This is a genomic window from Mesorhizobium sp. M0894 (assembly GCF_040319725.1).
In the GTDB taxonomy this organism is placed as follows: Bacteria; Pseudomonadota; Alphaproteobacteria; order Rhizobiales; family Rhizobiaceae; genus Mesorhizobium.
The window spans coordinates 51,461-70,412 of record NZ_JAMYOG010000015.1 but is presented as its reverse complement, the minus strand read 5'-3'; the positions used below and the strand labels follow the sequence as shown (position 1 = coordinate 70,412).

Here is an 18,952-nt window from a genome sequence, read left to right as displayed (position 1 = left end):
GTCATGTGACCAGCTTGCCGAAACCGGTCGCGGTGCGTCGACCTTACTCGGCGGAGGATAGCCGGTTTGATGCCTCGGCAAGCTGATTACCGCAGAAGGCGGCTTTCATCTGCGCTTGGTCCAATTCTCCTTCCCAGCGGGCGACGACGAGGGATGCCACTGCGTTACCAACGCAATTAGTCAACGCCCGGCATTCGGACATGAAGCGGTCGATGCCGAGTATCAGTGCCATCCCAGCAACGGGAACACTCGGAACTACGGCGAGCGTAGCAGCCAGGGTGATGAAGCCCGCACCTGTGACACCTGCAGCGCCCTTGGAGGAAAGCATCGCAACGAGCAGCAGCAGCACCTGATCGCCGATTGACAGGTCCGTGTTCGTCGCCTGCGCGATGAAGAGGGCCGCCAGGGTCATGTAGATATTCGTGCCGTCCAGATTGAAGGAATATCCGGCCGGGATGACGAGACCCACAACCGAACGCCTGGCGCCCGCCTTCTCCATCTTCTGCATGAGCGAGGGGAGCGCGGCCTCCGAGGAGGACGTTGCGAGCACAAGCAGCAGCTCTTCCTTGATGTAGCGAATGAGAGAAAAGATCGAAAAGCCGTTGTAGCGGCAGACCGCGCCGAGAATCCCGAACACGAAAAGAAAGGCGGTGAAATAGAACGTCGCGACCAGCATCGCGAGGTTCACGACCGAACCGATGCCATATTTGCCGATCGTGAAGGCCATTGCGCCGAAAGCGCCGATCGGCGCGGCCTTCATCAGAATGCCAACGAGCTTGAAGACAGGCGCGATGAGCGCCTGAAGGAAGGAGACGACAGGCTTGCCCGTCTCTCCGGCCGTTGCCAGCGCCATGCCGAACAGAACCGAGAAGAACAGGACCTGCAGGATGTCGCCTTCCGCGAAGGCACCGACAATCGTTGGCGGGATGATGTTCATCAGGAAGCCGGTGACCGACTGCTCGTGGGCCTTTGCGGCATAGGTATTCACGGCCTGGACATCGAGCGAGGTCGGATCGATGTTGAGGCCGGTGCCAGGCTGGACGACATTGGCGACGATGAGGCCGACGATCAGCGCGAGCGTCGAGAAGGTGAGGAAATAGACCATTGCCTTGCCGGCGACCCGGCCGACCTTGTGAAGATCGTTCATGCCGGCAATGCCGGTCGCAATTGTCAGGAAGATGACAGGCGCGATGATCATCTTGACCAGCTTGATGAAGGCATCACCCAGCGGCTTCAGGCTCTCGCCGGTCCCCGGATAGAAATAGCCAATTGCGACGCCGAGGGCGATGGCGGCAAGCACCTGCGCGTAAAGCTTGGCATAGAAGGGTTTGCGGGGCGCGGGACTCGCGCCGCGGACTTGTGCAGCTGACACTGTTTCTCTCTCCCTGATCGAGGTGGCGTGACTTCTCCCGGGCTTCTCCCTATCGCGGCGCTGCGGTCGAACGCTGCACCAACGCCGCCGCAATACCCATGCCAAATGGATCCGCATGACCTGAACTGACGTTGGGCTCGCCAATGATCGGATGCGGTGGCACAAGACGGGAATGACAAGGCCGCCGTCCAGCACGCGCTTGATGTTCTCCGGCAGATTGCCGGTCGATCTCCCTGGCTTGCGGTTTTGCTGCACATCGTGGTGGGCTCCTCGGTTTGCCGACTTTGGGAAGGGCCGCATCGCTGGCACCAGAGCGGAGAATTGCCGTGTTCTTTGCCGCGCTCCCGCTGCAGCGACAGCTTGAAAGCGACGTCGAGACGTAGGGATTGACGCCGCTGGTGCTGACCGCGACGATGCGGTTCAGAAGTTCCGAGCACCGCCGAGAAAGCCGCGCTCGACCGCCAGCTTCGCGCCTTCACACGCGACGCCGCCGCCTTATCTGCGTCATCAATATCGAGGAAATGGCGGTTGCCGCGACCGACCAGTGTCGTCGGCAGTGATTATCGCTCCCGCCCCTGGTTCGCAGGCGCTGGTGAATGGCACGGCCCGGCAATTTATACTCGGCGCGGTCAGCCGCTCGGGCACCGCATCGCCGGCGCCGTATTTCTGTCGTTCAACATCGCCGACAAAAATTAGAACTGATGAATTCTATCATAGGCCGCGAGGTTTCCTTTCACGAATGAAAGAAAGCTCGATTGACTATCCCGCCTCGCTCCAGTCTTTTGAAAATCAACGTGTGGTTGCCCCCGTGCAAGCCGAGAACGTGGCCAAGCTTCGTGGAGGGAGAGCCAAGCGATGCGTCAGGGGTCGACCCGCTTTGCACTCGACCACACGGCGGTGGCACGAGTTCACGTCAGAGCATTTTCGCGCTTGCCCCCGACGTCGCGGGCGCACATGCCGCCGGCATGCATTTCATGGCGCGAGATCGAGGATCATATGCACCACAACATTCCCAAATCAGAACAAAATGCCAGCGAGTGCCGCATTTCGCTTCCGGATGCGAAAAGGGCTTACCCAAAGTCCGAGATGAACACCGCGGTCCCTTTTGTGCCATCGCATGAGCACGCGCTTACCGGCATCTTCGAAATATCGAAAGTACTCACCGACCCCGCCCGGCTCGAAGTCACGTTGGCCAAGGTCGTCGATCTCCTGCCCTCGTTTGTGCAGATGCGGCACGGCATCATCGCTCTCTTCGACGCTGAGGGCGTACTGGACATCACCGTAGTCACCGGCTGCGACGAGAACAGCGATGAGCGCTCCCGGATGCGCCTGCCGCGCAAGGCAATCGATCTGATTGTGACGACGGACACGCCGCTCGTCGCCGAGAACATAGCGGTGCATTCGGCCTTCACTGCCGCTGACGTAGAGGTGCTTGGGGCCTCCGACACCGTGTCCTTCATCGGCGTTCCCATTCGTATTGATGGGAACGCCGTAGGCACGCTGACTATCGACCGCGCCTTGGACAGCAGGTCAACGTATCGGCTCGATTATGATGTCCGGCTGCTCACCATGATAGCCAACATGGTGGGACAGACAGTCAAGTTGCACCGCTTCTCCGCGGGCGACCGCGAACGACCGACGGAGGTGGAAGATCGGCTGCAAACGCAATTCTCTGATGTCAAGCACCCTGCACCGCAGCGCAAGAAGGTTCACGTCAAGGGCATGATTGGCGATAGTCCGGCGCTAAGCGCGCTGCTCGAGAAGATCGCAGTGGTAGCTAAGGCAAAGACCACGGTTCTGTTGCGAGGCGAATCCGGTACCGGGAAGGAGCTGGTCGCCAAGGCAATTCACGAGTTGTCGCCGCGCGCCAAGCGGCCCTTCATCAAACTCAATTGTGCAGCGCTGCCAGAGACAGTCCTGGAATCCGAATTGTTCGGTCATGAGAAGGGTGCCTTCACAAGCGCGTTCAATTCCCGCAAGGGCCGCTTTGAGCTCGCCGACAAGGGGACGTTGTTTCTGGATGAGATCGGCGAGATCTCGGCCTCGTTCCAGGCAAAGCTACTGCGCGTACTGCAGGAGCAGGAGTTTGAGCGCGTCGGCAGCAACCAGACCATCAAGGTCGACGTTCGCGTGATTGCCGCCACGAACAGGAACCTTGAAGAGGCGGTTGCAAGGAATGAGTTCCGCGCCGACCTATATTATCGCATCAACGTGGTTCCCTTGCTGGTGCCGGCGTTACGCCAAAGGCGCAGCGATATTCCGCTCCTCGCAGCTGAGTTTCTCAAGAATTTCAACGATGAGAACGGCCGTACGCTGACCTTCGATCCGCGTGCGATTGAAGTACTGATGAAATGTGAATTTCCCGGCAACATTCGCGAGCTTGAAAATTGCGTGCACCGGACAGCGATCCTGGCGGAGGGACTATCAATCGGGAGAAACGACTTTGCGTGCTCCCACGACCAGTGCTTTGCCGAGGCGCTGCGGAAGAGCAGATCGGGCAAGGCCGCGCTGCAACCAGCGCCAATCCTGCCAGAGGCAGTGAATCCGGCCACGCCTCCGGATGCGGCCGCTCGTTCGGCCGCCACCACAGTCCCGCCTGCCGGAGCAACCCACTCATTGGGCGCGAGGACCACCGACGCCGAGCGCGTCATTGCTGCCATGGAAAGATGTGGCTGGGTGCAGGCAAAGGCGGCGCGCCTGCTTGGACTGACCCCGCGCCAGATTGGCTACGTGCTGAGGAAATACGGCATCGAGGTCAAGCGTCTGTGAAAGCATGACTCAGGCGGATTAGCTGAGACCGCTTAGCGGCTTGGCCCGCGCAGGGATGCAGATCCGCGTCCGCGTCAAGTCGATCCGACCGAGGACAGCCTGGCCGAATTCCCGTGGCAGCCGGCGTTGCGACCATCTTGTGAAAGGCGACGCTGCCATCGTCAATCCGTCCGCCATGTTGCTCTCGTTGCGAGCTCATACGGATGAACCTGTGCGACTGAAACGGAGATAAAATATGTCCGATGCAAAACTGCAAGCTGTGCTTTCGTCTCTTCCGCAAGGGACGCGACAGTTAGATGCTCTGCCGTCCAACGGACCAGCGCCGGACAGAAGTTTTGTCAAGCTGAATACGAATGAGAACCCGTTTCCGTTGCCGCCAATCATAATGCAAAGTGCAGTGGCGGCCCTCAATCGCCAGTATCTGTATCCGGACGACGATAACATCAGCTTGCGGGAAGCAGCGTCCAATACCTATGGCGTATCCACGGATCAGGTCATCGCAGGCAACGGGTCGTCTGAACTGCTCGGACTCATCTACAGAGCTTTCCTCGCCCCTGGCGACAAGGTGGCGATGATATCGCCAGGGTTTTCGTTCAACCGCAAACTTGCCATGTTGCATGGTGCTGAGTTTCTCGAGATCGGATGTCAAACTCATTCGCTGCCAATGGAGCAATTGCTCTCCGGTCCGGCAAAAGACGCCAAGTTCATTCTAGTGGCCAATCCAAACAATCCGACCGGAACATTCCTCTCGATAAGCAATATCGAACGCCTCGTGTCACAATCGGATCGCCTGGTCGTCCTTGATGAGGCCTACGTCGACTTTGCACCCGATCACGGGCTGCGCCTCATCAACCGTTATTCGAACCTTCTGATCTTGAGAACATTTTCGAAGAGCTATGCCGCCGCCGGCATTCGCGTCGGTTTCGGTCTCGGTCACCCTGAGATTATTGGCAGGCTGCGCAACATCCAGAACGTCTTCAACATGAACGTGATCGGGCATGCGGTTGGTATCAGCGTGCTTGCGCATCGCGGCGCCTACGCAGAGAACCACAAGCACATCAGACATGAACGACAGCGAGTGACAGCCGCACTGTCGCAACTTGGATTTTCCGTAACGCCCTCCCACGCAAATTTCTTGCTAGCCCGTGTGCCAGCGGGACAGGACGGCTCATGGTGGCAAGCAGCCTTGGAAAGGCAAAAGATACTCGTTGCCTACTTTCCGGACAATGGTTTGGAACATTGCATCCGCGTCAGCATCGGCACAAAAGAGCAATTGGATGCATTTCTTGCTGCCGCTCGCGATATAGTTGGAAGCTTAAACATACCAAGCACTACGGGCAGGGGAGCGTCAGGCTCTGCGTGTTCGGTACGCTGACGCTAATCCGAGATCACACACTGCTATCTTTCGACTTGCTTGGTCATCCCAGCAAGAGAACAGCCTGCCTTAAAATCGGGGACAATATCGAGTGACAAACGTCTTTCCTTCAAACCTAGCCTTCGGCATATTCGATCATCTGGACGAGGACGGCCGCGATATCGCCCGGCAGTACGAAGATCGCCTGATATTAGCAGAGGCGTGCGATCAGCTAGGGTTCTATGCCTATCATCTCGCAGAGCACCACTGTACCCCCCATGGGAGAGGTCCATCGCCGAATCTGTTCTTATCGAGCGTCGCCCAGCGCACCCGGCGCCTGCGTCTCGGACCCTTGGTGATGCTGCTTGCGCTTTATCATCCGCTGCGTGCGTTCGAAGAGATCTGTATGCTGGACCAGTTGAGCGGTGGCAGGCTCGAACTGGGCATAGGGCGCGGTGCTCTCCCGATCGAATTGGGTTACTTCGGGATTGGTGCGGACGCGGTGCCGGGCCGCTATGCGGAAGCCAGCGAAATTCTTGTTGAAATACTTGTTAATGCCATGAAGGTTGGCACGCTGTGCTATCAAGGCCGCCATTTTGAGCTCAAAGACGTTCCTTTGACGCTAAGACCTCATCAGCGTCCACATCCGCCGACATGGGTCGCCGCCAATCGACCCGAGTCCGCAGCCTGGGCCGCTGCGAATGGAGCAAATATCGCGTGTGTAGGACCTTCCTCTTCTGTTCGCAAAACTACTGATGCGTTCCGCGGCTATCGAGAGGACAACGCTGGCGCGGGCGATCAAGCGCCATTTATTGGATTGCTCCGCATGGTCGTGGTTGGGCGTTCTGAAACAGACGCGTATTCGATGGCGGCACCTGCTTACGATCGATGGCTCAAGAGCTTCCAATTCCTTTACGACCTTAATGCCATCCCGACTCCACCAAACCTGCCGCTGACCTTCGATGCGGCAATAGAGCGTGAATTGTGTGTGGTAGGATCAGCAGAATCTGTGCGAAAAGCTCTGTTAGATCAGTTGGAAGAGGCAGGTGCCAACTACCTGCTTTGTCAACTGGCATTTGGAAATCTGCCGCTAGATGCTTCCCTGTACACCGCGACGACCATTCAATGCGAAATCATGGCTCGAGTTGGCTGACCAGGCAATTTTCGGAAGGTAAAAATAGCAGCGCTCCCTGGCATCCACGTGCTCGAGCGTGCACGTGGTGGAGACGGCAAGATCGGGACGGAGGCCAAACTGACGCACGAGCGGCAGCACAGATTGCCGTGTTTGTGCGTTGGCTGGCGTCTAGGCTCCGTGTGAGCCTGCACGATCCTAAGGGGATGATGGCCGAGCGCGTCACGGTGCCGGCACGCGTCTGCTCGTCGCGCTCGCGCTAGTCGTTGCACATAGCCCGCCGCAGAGGTTCTTCTCGCCCGGGGCGGCGCCGGTGCGGCGCCCAGATCCAGCTTCATCAGCGGCTCGGCGGTAGCAAAGCCGTCACTCGCTACGGCGCTGTTGAGGGCGCGCTCGCGAGCGGGTTTGCTACGCCGAGGGACACCACCTGGAGCGAGTTCGCCCGATGCCGCGGGGTGCACCGCGGTCGGGATAACGATGCTGAAGGAAATCGTTCGCAGCCGGTCTTCACGATCTGCGCTAGTGCTTTGCATGAATGCTGCCTGCTTCCTCGTCTTCGGCGGCCTGAGTGTCCGCCGGCACGCCCGAAGTCAATGCCAGTACCACAAGGCCGCCAAGACGTCAGGTCTCGGAGCCGGCTTGTACGGTCGTATCGTGTTCGGGAATATCGTCGAAGGAGGCGTAGTTGAGATTGTAGAGTTTGGAATACAGGCCCCCCACGGCTATTAGCTGATCGTGGTTGCCAGTCGCAACAACTTGGCCATTCTGAAGCACGATGATGCGGTCCGCACCCCGGATCGTGGCAAGACGGTGGGCGATGACGAGGCCAGTGCGCCCTTCAAGCAGCTTTATCAGAGCCTTCTGAATCTGCATTTCCGTGTAGCTGTCGATGTTGGCGGTAGCTTCGTCGAGCACGAGGATCTTGGCGTCGGCGACGAGGGCGCGGGCGAAACTGATAAGCTGGCGCTGTCCGAGAGATAAGTTGTCGCCGCGTTCGCCAAGTTGGGTCTCATACCCGTCGGCGAGGCTCATGATGAAGTCGTGGGCGCCGACCGCCTTGGCCGCCTCGATCACCTTGTCGCGCGTGGCCTCTGTCTTGTGGTATCGAATGTTCTCGAAGACCGTCCCGGTGAACAGGAACGGCTCCTGCAGCACCATGGCGACCTGGCGGCCGAGCGATTTCTGGGTGAGATCGCGCACATCATGTCCGCCGACCAGCACTTGGCCCTGCTGAACATCATAGAAGCGGTGGACCAGGGCCATCGCACTCGATTTGCCAGAACCGCTCGGCCCGACCAGTGCGACCGTCTCGCCGGGATTGACCCGGAAGGAAACATTTTTCAGCACCGAACGGTTCGGATTGTAGCCGAAGGTGACGTCCCTGAACTCGACCGAGCCGTCCATTTCGGGCGAAAGCACCTCGGCATTGGGTTTGTCCTGAACATCGATCTTGACGTCGAGCACATCGGTCAGGCGCTTGCCTGAGGCCATGGCGCGCTGCATGACCGAATATTGCAGGGAGAGTGAGCGGATCGGGTCAAAGAAGCGCTGGATGTAAAATAGGAAGGCAACCAATATGCCCACATCTATGCGGCCATTCATGACCATCGAGCCGCCGACCACAATAACGGCGGCCATGGCGAGGCCGGTGAGGCCATCGACGATAGGCACCATGACCAGTGCATATTTGGCAGCGATCAGGTGGGTCCTGAGGTTGGCATGGGCCTTGTCGTCAAAAAGAATGGAATTCACCTGCTGGCGGTCCATGGACTGGACGGTGCGCACGCCGTGAATGGCTTCGGCCAGCGCGCCGTTGACCACGGAATTAGTCTCGTGTGCAGCCATGAAGGCGTCGCGGGCACGCGGCAGCCAGACAATGCGGACGATCACCAGGACCGGCAGGCCCGAGAGCGTCAGGAGGCCGAGGCGGAAGTCGAGCCACAGCATTACGAAAACGATGCCGAAGAGAAGCGCAACATCGCCTACGGAATATACCGAGGTTTCGAGGAATTCCTGTATGGAGTTGACGTCGCCTTGCAGGCGCGACATCAGGCGTCCGACCTCGGTCTTGTCCATGAAGGAGAGCGAAACCTTCTGCAGATGGCCGAACATGGCGCGGCGGATGTCGAACAGGACAGTTTCGGCCACTTTCCCAACCACCGTCTCCTGTATGTAGCCGGCGGTGAAATTGACCAAAATCGCCAAAACGAACGCGCCGACGGCCGCAAGCTGGGCTGAGCGATCGGTCCTTGCCGGGTTCATGCCCTGGTCGATCGCGGAGCGGATGATCAACGGGACGAGAAGCTGCGTCCCGGTGAAGATCAGCATTGCGGCAATCGTGATGACTACCCTGGCACGATAGGGACGGACGAAGGCCCAGATGCGCCGGAGGATGCTCTTGTCGAAAGCCCGGCCGAACATCTCCTCCTCGATACGGTGCGAGCCGACAACCGCGCGCGGAGGGCGTCTGCCGTCGTCACGTTCGGCTTCGAGTTCGCCGGCGCGGCCCTGGGCCATCAGCGGGCACCCCCATACTGGGTCATGATGTCATCACCCGGGCGCGTCTGGAGATCGTAAAGGGCCCTGTAGCGTCCCCGCTTCGCCAAAAGCTCTTGATGCGTCCCGCGTTCTACTATTTCGCCCTTATCGACAAAAAGGATCTGGTCGGCGTGCATAAGCGCACTCAGCCGGTGCGCGATGATGATCGTCACCCGATCCTTGGCGAAGCGCCGCATCGCCGCGCGGATGCGCTGCTCGGTGCCGGCATCGATCGCGGCCGTTGAGTCGTCGAAAACGACGACGGAGGGGCGCAGCATCATGGTGCGAGCAATCGTGAGACGCTGGCGCTGGCCGCCAGAGAGAGAGACGCCGCGTTCGCCCACGACCGTCTCGTAGCCTGCTGGGAGCCCGAGTACGTAGTTGTGGAGCTGGGCGAATTCGCCAGCGCGTTCTATTCGCTCTCTCTTCGCCCAGGGATCGCCATAAGCGATGTTGTTCTCGATCGTGGTGGTGAATAGGAATGCATCCTGCTGTACGACGGCGACCGCCTTGCGAAGCGTCCCGAGGGTGACATTGCGTATGTCCTGGCCGTCCAGCGTGATGGCGCCACCGCTCACGTCGTAAAAGCGGGGGACCAGATGAGCCATCGTCGATTTGCCGGAACCCGGCGGACCGACGATCGCGATCGTCTCGCCTCTACAGGCCTCAAAGCTGAGGTTCTTCAGAATGGCGCGGTTTTCGGCGCTGGGGTACGCAAACGAGACATTGTGGAAGCGCAGAGTGCCGTCGCTTATCTCAAGCGGTCTGGCCTCGAGAGCATCCCTGATTGTGATCTCCTGATCGAGGAGACCGAAAAGCCGCGAACCGCAGCTAGAAGCGCGGGCAAAGGCATTGACCATGAGGCCGATCTGGCGGACTGGCATTTGCAGGATGGTCATGAAGGTCAGGAAGGTCGCCATGGTTCCGACGCTGATCTCGCCAGCGACGAGCTTGTTGCCACCGATCCAAAGCACCAATCCCATTGCGAAAAAGAAGGACAAGGTCATCGCCGACGTGCTGGGTACGTAGATGTCAACGAGATCGTTGGCGAGGCCGAGCGCGTTCTTGGAAGCGCGGTCGAACTTCAGCATCTCATAGGATTGAGCCGCAAAAGCGCGGACCACGCGGATGCCTGCGAGATTTTCCTTCATCACGCGGCTTAGTACCGAAAGGCGCTCATAGAGGTCGAGCCAGGTTGCGCGCAGCCTAAGCTGTGTGGTCGATGAGCGCCAGGCGACAAAAGGCACGAAGCTCAGCGCGACCAGGCCGAGCATGGGATCGGTCGAGATCATCATGTAGGCGCCGATCCCGATCAGCATGGTGAGCAGGACCACGCGAACGAGCGCGGTGGAAAAATACATCCGCACGCCTTGGAGATCGAGCATTCCGATGGTGATCAGATCGCCTGAATGGACCCGGTCGTGAAAGGAAAAGCTGAGACGCTGGATCTTGTCGTAGTAGGCGAGCCGCAGTTCGTACGCGACATGATGCCCGACGGCTTCGGCAAAATAGTTCTGCGCCATCGTGAAAAGGCCGCGTAGCGCGCTGACGGCGAGCAGCAGGAGAGCCGGGGTCCAGAGCGTTTGTCCTGCCGCGTTCCCCGCGACACCGCCCCCGATGGCTGCCTGGGTCTGGTCGACAGCCCGGCCGAGAAGCTGGGGAATGAGCAACTGGAGGATTGCCGCCATGATCGTCGAGCCCATAGCGAAGGCGACCTGCCAGGGATGCCGCAAATTCATACGCGTGATGCGCAACAGCGTACTCAAATCCCGGCCCCAGCGCGCCGCTTCCACATCGGTCAACGAATTCAGAGCGTTCGTTGCGCTGCCGATAGCATCACTGCTCACGGGTGTATTCCCGACTGCATTTTGCGCCTCGAGGCAAGCCGAAGGACCAATCATCAAAGGGGCCCGCCATTGTTAATCCTGTCCACCACCTGCAGCAGTGCCCGTTCCTATAAGCCGAGCCGCGGCTGCACTTACTGGCATGTCGATCACCGTGATTCCGCTTGCCGCAAGGAAACGCGCTTCGTTTCTGGTCAGCGTTTCCGCGTCCATTACCGCGCAATGTGGACCTCGGGAGCGCTTCATGATCTGCCTGGCGTAGGTGCGCAGCATCTGATCGTTGAAGCGGCAGCCAACGAAGAAAAATCCACGGGTGATGCGCCGTTCCTTCACCACGTCTGGGATCGGTGACTGGATATCGATTTCGGTCAGGACTTCGACATAGTCGGAATCTGCGACGAGAAAGTTTTGCGCCGGCCCAATACTCCCGTGAGGTGTATAGAGAACCGTCTTTGCCCCCGATCGGGGGTCGAGTTCCCTCCCGGACAAATCGTAGGTTTTCGTCCAAATGTTACCGATTTCGTTCGCCCGCGTGACGCCTTGTATCTCAACGACGTCCGTTCGGCCGGTCTCTACGAGAGCCGTGCGCATCGCGCCGTCGTACCAGCTGTCGACGATGAGGGAGAGCGGCAGCCTTGCGAGCCAGGCGTGGAGGAGGGTAGGCGCCACCGGCGCTGCGAATATGTCGGTCATCCAAGCTTGAAGCGTCCGGCGATGCCGGCGCTGTTCGATGAACTGCGCAACCGACCACATATTGGTGCGGATCCTGGAAGGGGCTGGCGCCCGTGCATTGAGTGCCGCGGCAACGACCTCGGGCGTATGCGGCACAGGCGGTTCCGCACAGTTGAACCCAAGAAGACCCGGACCGAGATAGGGGATCACCTGATCGGCGGCGAGCGCTTCCTTCGCCAGGTCAAGCAGCTTTTCGGCAAAACTGTCCCGCACGATGACCAGGTGGCCCGATGTCAGGATCGTGTTCATGCTCGTTTCCTCGCGACGCACCTTATGAACGGGCAGCATCAGTCCTCTTCGGAAACCTTCCTTGCCTCGACGGTGATCGGCAGACGCGTATCCCGTGGAAGATCGGGTAGGAGGAGCCGCCACCCGTTCCTGAGCGTCACAGTTCCGCCCCACAACTCTTCCTTCTCGAGCTTGATGATCGGCTCTTCGAGGTCCTTCTTCGGGACATACGCCGACAAGCCAGCATCGGTCCTGCGGATCATGACTTTCATCTGGCCGTCCCTTCATTGGTATTGCTATCAGCACTGCAGGGCACCTCGGCTTTGTCGAGGCTCATCAGTTCACGCGCTCGCATGCCGACGACTGTGCCACGGTCGATCCATTCGACCGCATAGATGAAGAACTGCTGGAGAAAGGTGCCAATGTCGCGCACATATCCCTCGTCGCCCTTCCGCACGAGATTTTCGCCGATCTCCCTGCCAGGATAGGTGCCGTCATTCTTTATGTGGCGAGTGGCACGTACCCGCTCTCCCGGCATGAATCGTGGAGGCCTGCGGATTTCGACCTCCTCTTCGCGTCCGAGCGACATGTCCGTTCCCTGATTTCTCTTGAGGCTGCAGATTGTGAACAAAGGCGTTCCAGGCGTCCTGCGAAGGCATCCCCGACCATGTCGGCGGCCCAATGTCCGTCACGCAGGAACGCAGGTCTTCGGCACCGGGCATACCGAGGCACATTGCTGCGCATCGAAGACCCCCTCGCATTCGGTGCACTTTTGCGGCTCGATCACATAGCTCTCGCCTTTGAACTTGATCGCGCCGGAGGGACACTCGAATTCGCAGGCGCCGCATTGGGTGCATTGGGATGCGATGATCTTGAAAGCCATTTTAACTCCTGGTCCGAATGGATGAGACGCGCTCAGGCCGTCGCCGCGAGTGCGGGGGTCCCAGACGCGGCCGCGTAAATCGCGCTGATTGCGGTCTCGATATAGTCGTGGGCATATGCGTCGGTGGCTTGGATTCCAGCGTCGGCGAGCTGATCCTGCGGGCAGTTTCCGATCTTGGCGCACAGCACGATATCTATGCCTTCAAGCGCTGCGATGACGCCATCGAGGGCGGCTTCTCCGCCCCAGCCGCCGAGGCAATACTGCTCCACCTTCCGATGCCCGGCAAAACTGATCCCTCTCGGCGAGGCTTGATAAACCTGGAATTCCTTCGCATGGCCGAAATGTTCATTGACGCGGCCGCCGCCCTTGGTCGCCACCGCGAAGAGAAGGGACTTGCCGGGGCTCGCTGCCTTGACCAATCCGATCGCTTCTCTCCTAGCCGCCACGTGATCACGGCGCTCCTCCGCGACCAGCTCCCGATAGGCCTTGCGATTGCTGGCATCGTAGGTGACCTCGCCGGGAATCCGGTCGACTGTGAATTCCTGGCCACGATCCTCTCCGAGCAGGCCGACGGCATCTGCCCGGCACTGCCGGCAGTGGCGCATCAACTGGGCGCCGCCTTCGACACGATCCTGAAGAGCCTTCATCTCCATTGCGTTTGGGCCGCGTTGCCCGCTCAGTCCGTAGTGCGTGCCGTGCGCCGGGTCCGAAATCAGCGGCATGAGGTTGTGCAGGAACGCGCCTCGCTCCTTGACCCATCTATTCACCTGGATCAGATGCTCATCGTTCACGCCGGGGATCATCACTGAATTGATTTTGGTGAGGATGCCGCGCGCGGTCAGCATCTCCAGACCCAACATCTGCCGCTCGTGCAGGATCCGGGCGGCTTCGATGCCGACGTAGCGGCGATGGTCGTAAAAGATCCAAGGATAGATCTTTGCACCGATCTCAGGGTCGACCATGTTGATGGTGATCGTCACGTGATCGACATTCATGTCGGCAAGCTCATCGACATGGTCCGGCAGCGCGAGCCCATTCGTGGAGATGCAAAACTTGATGTCTGGGATTTCCCTGGCAACTCGTTCGAACGTTGCCTGCGTCTTCTTCCAGTCGTAACAGGCATCGCCCGGTCCGGCGATGCCGAGCACGGAGAGCTGCGGCACCTCGTTGGCGACCGCAACCACCTTGCGTAGCGCCTGGTCGGGCGTCAGCTTTTCGGAGACCACCCCAGGCCGGCTTTCGTTGGCGCAGTCATATTTGCGATTGCAGTAGTTGCACTGGATATTGCAGCCGGGCGCGACCGCGACGTGCATGCGCGCGAAATAGTGATGCGCCTCTTCTGAAAAGCAGGGGTGATCCTTGATCTTCTCCCAGATAGCCGGATCCGTGTCGTCCGGCTTTATCGACGAGCCGCAGGACGAAGACGCGCAGCCACCGGCTTTCACGGTGGCAAGCAACTGGTCACCGAATGTCGTGCTGAGGCTCTCAAGCGAAATTGCCGGTGCGGACATCGAACGGCTCCGTTGCTGGGTGAATGTCGCAGTTCAAACCGCAAGAGCTATGCCAGCTCAAAGAGCGGTTTTGGTTCACGAATTGGCTTTCGTGTCGGATTCCGTCGGATTGCTCCGACACACCTTTGTCGGGCTTCCGACAGTGGACAAGCAAATCGGGTCGCGAAGGCTACCAGCCTTGGGCGCGCAGAGTGTGAGGGAGACTACTCCGGGCTTACGTTTGACGTCATCACGACGTCTAGAATTTCTTCACCTCGATACCATGCCGGCGCAGCGCGTAGCCGATTTGCCGCGGCGTGAGGCCGAGGATACGAGCCGCCCTGGCCTGAACCCACCCGGCTTTGTCCATCGCGTCGATCAGCCGGTCGCGTTCCGTCAGACACGGGGGACAAGCGGGATCGCTCGGATCGCCGGCCGCAAGGGGAGATACGTTGCCTGCGGAGGCACCGATGCGACTGGCCGGCAGCCGCAATCCGACCGGCACTGCGTTGACCCGTGCGAGATCGTCGATGGTATTGCCGCCATTCGAGCGGTCGGCTCGCTTCCAGAGGAGCCAGGAAAGGCACTGGCTCTTCTCACAGGCGAAATCGGATGAGGGCGGGTATCCCGAGGTGCTACCTCGTCGACCCGATCTTGCGGTACGTGAGCCATGGAAACACCTCAGGGGTTGTCGTCCAGAGTGCTCCTCCTTTTGTATCTCAATTCTGAAAGCACAGTATTCACGAGCTTCTCTTCGTTGCGAGGCCATTCCACCAAAGATAGACTTGGCCTTGGTCCCGACCTCAGGTGTACCAAGACTAACCCTCTTGATACGTGCGTGCGTCGGTCATCCGAATTTGAAGAGGACTCCGAAACCGCCGCGTGGATAGTTCCACTCGATCTCGCCACTGGTCTCACACAAAATCCGGCAGGTGCCGCACTCCATGCAGCCGTCGGCAGTGATCTCCACTTGACCTTTGTCGTTCAACTCATAACATTTCGCCGGGCAGACGTGGGTCAGCGCGAGCAAGTTCGCGCTTGGCCTCTCGTGCGGTCGCACTTTGATATGCGGACGGCCGGAATCCACCAAGTAGCGGTTCTGGTAAAGCTTGTCCTCGACACGTGACTTCGTCACTGCGATCGTCATTTCGTCTCCCCTCAGCGCCACGCCAATGCAAGGCGGACCGCGTCGCTGACCAGCCCCCAGCGCGAGCGCGCCTTGATGAAGGCCGCCGTGGTCGCCTTTTCCTTCTCGATCTTCGGCGTGCCGTCGACACGCATGAAGTTCTGCGCGGCTTGCGACATCAACCGCGGATAAGTCGTGAAGTAATTGCAGGAATTGGTGTGGAGCAAGGCCGGCATGTCTTTGTATTTCCTTAGGTCCTTGACCACGAAGGACTTGTCCAGCATGGCTTTGTAGAGGGCGAGATTCCGTTTGGTCATAGGACCGTTACGGCTGCTGACCTCGACGATTGCCTCAGCCGCGATGCGGCCGGAGGTCATGGCGAGGTTCGAACCCTCGCGGTGAATGGCGTTGTTCAGTTGCGCGGCATCGCCTACCACGACCCAACCGTCGCCAAAGAGCTGCGGAATAGCCTTGTAGCCGCCTTCGGGAATGAGATGCGCGGAATATTCTTTCACTTCCGAGCCGGCGATCAGCGGCCGGATCGAAGGATGGCTTTTTAAGGCGTCGAGGAGGACGTAAGGGCTCTCGACCATCGCGGCGAAATCGGAGACGAGGCAGCCAATGCCCAGTGAGATCGACTCCTTGTTGGTGTAGAGGAAGCCGAGCCCGGCCATGCTGCGGGAGGTCGTGCCCACCGCCTCGATCACGCAGCCTTCATCGCCTTTGAGGCCGAACCGCTGCTCAATGACCTCTTCGGGCAGGAAATGCATTTCCTTGACGGCGAGCGCCACGGTTTGCGGCTTCGGCATCTCGCGCAGGCCGGCCCGCGTGCCAAGCAGTCCACAGACACCTTCTGCGAGGACGACCACGTCCGCGTAAATGGCTCCGCCGGCCCGGTCTGTGCGGACGCCGATCACCCTGTCCTTGGCGTCACGGATGAGTTCCGTCACTGTCGTCTCGCACAGAACCGTCGCGCCGGCCTCGCGCACCTTACGCGAAAACCACTTGTCGAACTGGGCACGAATGATCGTGTAGCGGTTGGGCTTCGCCTCATTGAAGTCGTCCGACCGATAGTGAATCCCGGTATGGGATGTGTCGTCCATCACCCAAAGCCGCTGTTCAACCAAATGCCGCTCGAGAGGCGCATCGTCCCGGAAATCCGGGATGATCTTCTCCAGCATGTTCGCGTACATGATGGCACCCTGGACATTCTTGGAGCCTGGATATTCACCCCGCTCCAACTGCAGCACCTTCAGGCCGTGGCTGGCCATGGTGTAAGCAGCTGCGTTTCCGGACATGCCGGCCCCAATAACAATGGCGTCGAATTTTTCCTCAATCATGTCCATCCCTTAGCTCGCAAGCTTATCGCGACTGTGGGGCGACAGCCGCCGGGTGAAGGCTTCCGTCAGTGCGGGCAGGAAGCGGATCGCGTCGGTGACGATCCCGAGGTGAGCGAAATCGAAAATCGGCGCGTTCGGGTCGGTGTTGATGGCCACGATGAGATCCGCCCCCTCGACGCCAACCCGGTGCTGGACGGCGCCGGAAATCCCAGCCGCTATGTAAAGCTTCGGCCGGATGGTCTTGCCAGTTTGGCCGATCTGCCGATCAGCCGGCATCCAGCTCTTCTGGACCAACGGGCGCGAACAGCCATGCTCGGCACCAATTGCCCGCGCGAGATTCTTCACAAGCTGCAGGTTCTCCGCCGCTCCAAGACCGAGGCCTCCCGCAACCACGATGTCGGCATAGGCAAGATTTGCCTTTGCCGACTGACTATCCGGCAGGAAGCCCAGGACTTTGGTAACGATCTCGTCCTCGGCTACCGAGAGCTTGTGCCGGATGACACGCCCGACCGGTTTATCCGCTCGCTGCGGCATGGGCATGACCCTCGGTCGCACTGTCGCCATCTGGGGTCGGAAATTCAGCGTATAGATCGTGCACAACAAGGAACCGCCGAAAGTCGGACGGGTGGCGGCGAGCGAACCGTCGGTATCCACATCGAGTTCGGTGCAGTCGGCCGTGAGCCCTGTCTGCAAGGTCGTCGCCACGGAGCCGGCAAGATCCCTGCCGAGTGTGGTGGCACCGAGAAGAAGGATCTCGGGTTTGTGGGTATCGACCAGATCCGTCATCGCCTTGGTGAATGGCTCGTTCCGATAGTCGGCGAGCAGCGGCGCCTCGACGATATAGACAAGGTCGGCGCCATAAGCGAAGGCTTCGGGAACGGCGTTCCCGATGGCCTCTCCCGGCGGTCCGAGCACGACGCCCGCAAGCTGGACCTGAAGCTTGTCGGCTAACTTGCGACCTTCGCCGAGCAGTTCGAATGATACGGGATGAACCTGGCCGCGTTCGAGCTCGATGAAAACCCAAACGTGCCGGTAGTCCTTGAAATGCGCGGGCAGCTCCTTCTTTATGCCGGCACGGCCGGCGGCAGGGCGAGGCGTTTCTCGGTTCGCGTTCGACATCGTCTGATCCTTGCCCTCTCACGCGCCGCCGTTGAAGGCGAGCTCATGTTCCAATGCCGGCTGGCGGGTGAAGATTGCCGTGATGAGTTCGTCAGCGACATCGCGCAAGGCCATCTCGGCGGTGTCGATTTTTGCCGCCTTTTCCGCCCGCGCAGGAGGGGCGAAAACGCGCTTGACGACCGTCGGTGAACCGCGCAGGCCGCATTTGGTGAGATCCTCAATGCCGGCGTCGGCCGCACTCCATTTCAAGACCTGGCTGCGCGCGGCGCACAGGGCGTCCTGGATCGAGCCCCGGCGGATCTCGTTTGTGCCTTCCAGCATGGTGATCAGGCAAGGGAGCCTGCTCTTCAGCATCTGTGTGCCGCCTTCGGAGCGGCGCTCAACCTTGATCTCGCGCGCAGCAAGGTCAATAGAGGCGATCTTCGCGACATAGGTCAACTGCAGGAGTCCGAGGCGCTTGGCGATGCCGGGCCCGACCTGGGCGGTGTCGCCATCGATCGTCTGCTTGCCGGTGAAGACGAGGTCTGGCGTGCCGAACGTCTCGCCAACCTTCGCGATTGCCTGGGAAAGGGCGAACGAGGTCGCCAGCGTGTCGGAGCCGGCAAAATAGCGGTCGGTCAAGAGCACCGCTCGGTCGGCGCCGTAACCGAGCGCCTTGCGCAGCGCGTCCTCTGCCATGGGCGGACCCATAGTGAGCACGGTGACTTCGCCACCATAGGCGTCGCGCAGTCTGAGGGCTTCTTCGAGGGCGAACAGGTCGTAAGGGTTGATGATGGTCGGAACACCCTGGCGCATGATCGTGTTCGTCACCGGATGGACCCGTATCTGTGCCGAGTCCGGCACCTGCTTGACGCAGATTACGATGTGCATTGGCGGTTTCTCCAGGCTCCTGTCCGGATGCGGGCTTGGCGGTTCATCTCCTTGGTTTGCATCATTCGTGCCAACTGTTTTGCGCTGCCCCCTATTCCTAGAACTTCACTTGGTTGCTTCTGAGGGCGCTTGGTGATGACTGGGTTTGTCGGCTT

General features: G+C 59.8%; 15 protein-coding genes and 1 pseudogene. 3 read left to right on the top strand and 13 right to left on the bottom strand.

Annotated elements, in window-relative coordinates:
* Positions 1-43 precede the first annotated feature (43 nt).
* Positions 44-1,372: a dicarboxylate/amino acid:cation symporter gene (locus tag NKH91_RS24710; protein ID WP_352715594.1), complete on the bottom strand. Its 1,329-nt coding sequence runs from the start codon at positions 1,370-1,372 to the stop codon at positions 44-46.
* 996 nt (positions 1,373-2,368) lie between these two features.
* Between NKH91_RS24710 and nifA the strand changes: the two genes are divergently transcribed.
* The 3 genes from nifA to NKH91_RS24695 all read left to right on the top strand — a co-directional run bounded on the left by nifA (position 2,369) and on the right by NKH91_RS24695 (position 6,648).
* Positions 2,369-4,141 (top strand): nif-specific transcriptional activator NifA, encoded by a 1,773-nt coding sequence (gene nifA / locus NKH91_RS24705; RefSeq protein ID WP_352811380.1) that lies wholly within the window; start codon positions 2,369-2,371, stop codon positions 4,139-4,141.
* Between the two features lie 235 nt (positions 4,142-4,376).
* Positions 4,377-5,516, top strand: a complete 1,140-nt coding sequence (gene hisC, locus NKH91_RS24700; RefSeq protein ID WP_352705412.1) for a histidinol-phosphate transaminase — start codon at positions 4,377-4,379, stop codon at positions 5,514-5,516.
* Positions 5,517-5,607: 91 nt separating this feature from the next.
* Positions 5,608-6,648: an LLM class flavin-dependent oxidoreductase gene (locus tag NKH91_RS24695; protein ID WP_352811383.1), complete on the top strand. Its 1,041-nt coding sequence runs from the start codon at positions 5,608-5,610 to the stop codon at positions 6,646-6,648.
* 600 nt (positions 6,649-7,248) lie between these two features.
* On the opposite strand, the gene NKH91_RS24690 is transcribed toward NKH91_RS24695, so the two are convergent.
* The 12 genes and pseudogenes from NKH91_RS24690 to NKH91_RS24635 form a co-directional block, all read right to left on the bottom strand.
* Positions 7,249-9,144, bottom strand: a complete 1,896-nt coding sequence (locus NKH91_RS24690; protein ID WP_352811385.1) for an ABC transporter ATP-binding protein — start codon at positions 9,142-9,144, stop codon at positions 7,249-7,251.
* Complete coding sequence (locus NKH91_RS24685) at positions 9,144-11,012, bottom strand: ABC transporter ATP-binding protein (protein WP_352811387.1); 1,869 nt, start codon at positions 11,010-11,012, stop codon at positions 9,144-9,146. Before NKH91_RS24685 ends, NKH91_RS24690 begins: the two co-directional genes overlap by 1 nt.
* A gap of 72 nt (positions 11,013-11,084) precedes the next feature.
* The gene (locus NKH91_RS24680; RefSeq protein ID WP_352811389.1) at positions 11,085-11,990 is read right to left on the bottom strand and encodes an SIR2 family NAD-dependent protein deacylase; all 906 of its coding nucleotides are present in this window, start codon (positions 11,988-11,990) and stop codon (positions 11,085-11,087) included.
* Between the two features lie 38 nt (positions 11,991-12,028).
* Entirely contained in the window at positions 12,029-12,241 is a 213-nt protein-coding gene (gene nifT, locus NKH91_RS24675; RefSeq protein WP_023678250.1) for a putative nitrogen fixation protein NifT, read from the bottom strand.
* On the bottom strand, positions 12,238-12,558 hold the full coding sequence (locus NKH91_RS24670; RefSeq protein ID WP_352450751.1) for a nitrogen fixation protein NifZ: 321 nt from the start codon (positions 12,556-12,558) through the stop codon (positions 12,238-12,240). Before NKH91_RS24670 ends, nifT begins: the two co-directional genes overlap by 4 nt.
* Before the next feature lie 99 nt (positions 12,559-12,657).
* Positions 12,658-12,852: a 4Fe-4S dicluster domain-containing protein gene (locus tag NKH91_RS32420; protein WP_023678248.1), complete on the bottom strand. Its 195-nt coding sequence runs from the start codon at positions 12,850-12,852 to the stop codon at positions 12,658-12,660.
* A 32-nt stretch (positions 12,853-12,884) separates the two neighbouring features.
* On the bottom strand, positions 12,885-14,363 hold the full coding sequence (nifB, locus tag NKH91_RS24660) for a nitrogenase cofactor biosynthesis protein NifB (protein ID WP_352811392.1): 1,479 nt from the start codon (positions 14,361-14,363) through the stop codon (positions 12,885-12,887).
* A gap of 238 nt (positions 14,364-14,601) precedes the next feature.
* A pseudogene (locus NKH91_RS24655) lies at positions 14,602-14,958 on the bottom strand (helix-turn-helix domain-containing protein); the annotation flags it as partial.
* A 231-nt stretch (positions 14,959-15,189) separates the two neighbouring features.
* Complete coding sequence (locus NKH91_RS24650) at positions 15,190-15,489, bottom strand: ferredoxin family protein (protein ID WP_023678245.1); 300 nt, start codon at positions 15,487-15,489, stop codon at positions 15,190-15,192.
* Positions 15,490-15,500: 11 nt separating this feature from the next.
* On the bottom strand, positions 15,501-16,808 hold the full coding sequence (locus NKH91_RS24645; RefSeq protein WP_352811497.1) for an FAD-binding protein: 1,308 nt from the start codon (positions 16,806-16,808) through the stop codon (positions 15,501-15,503).
* 9 nt (positions 16,809-16,817) lie between these two features.
* Positions 16,818-17,927 carry an electron transfer flavoprotein subunit alpha/FixB family protein gene (locus NKH91_RS24640; RefSeq protein WP_352811394.1) on the bottom strand — a complete coding sequence of 370 codons (1,110 nt, stop codon included), beginning with the start codon at positions 17,925-17,927 and terminating at the stop codon, positions 16,818-16,820.
* Between the two features lie 18 nt (positions 17,928-17,945).
* Entirely contained in the window at positions 17,946-18,797 is an 852-nt protein-coding gene (locus NKH91_RS24635) for an electron transfer flavoprotein subunit beta/FixA family protein (RefSeq protein WP_352811396.1), read from the bottom strand.
* Between the last annotated feature and the right edge of the window lie 155 nt (positions 18,798-18,952).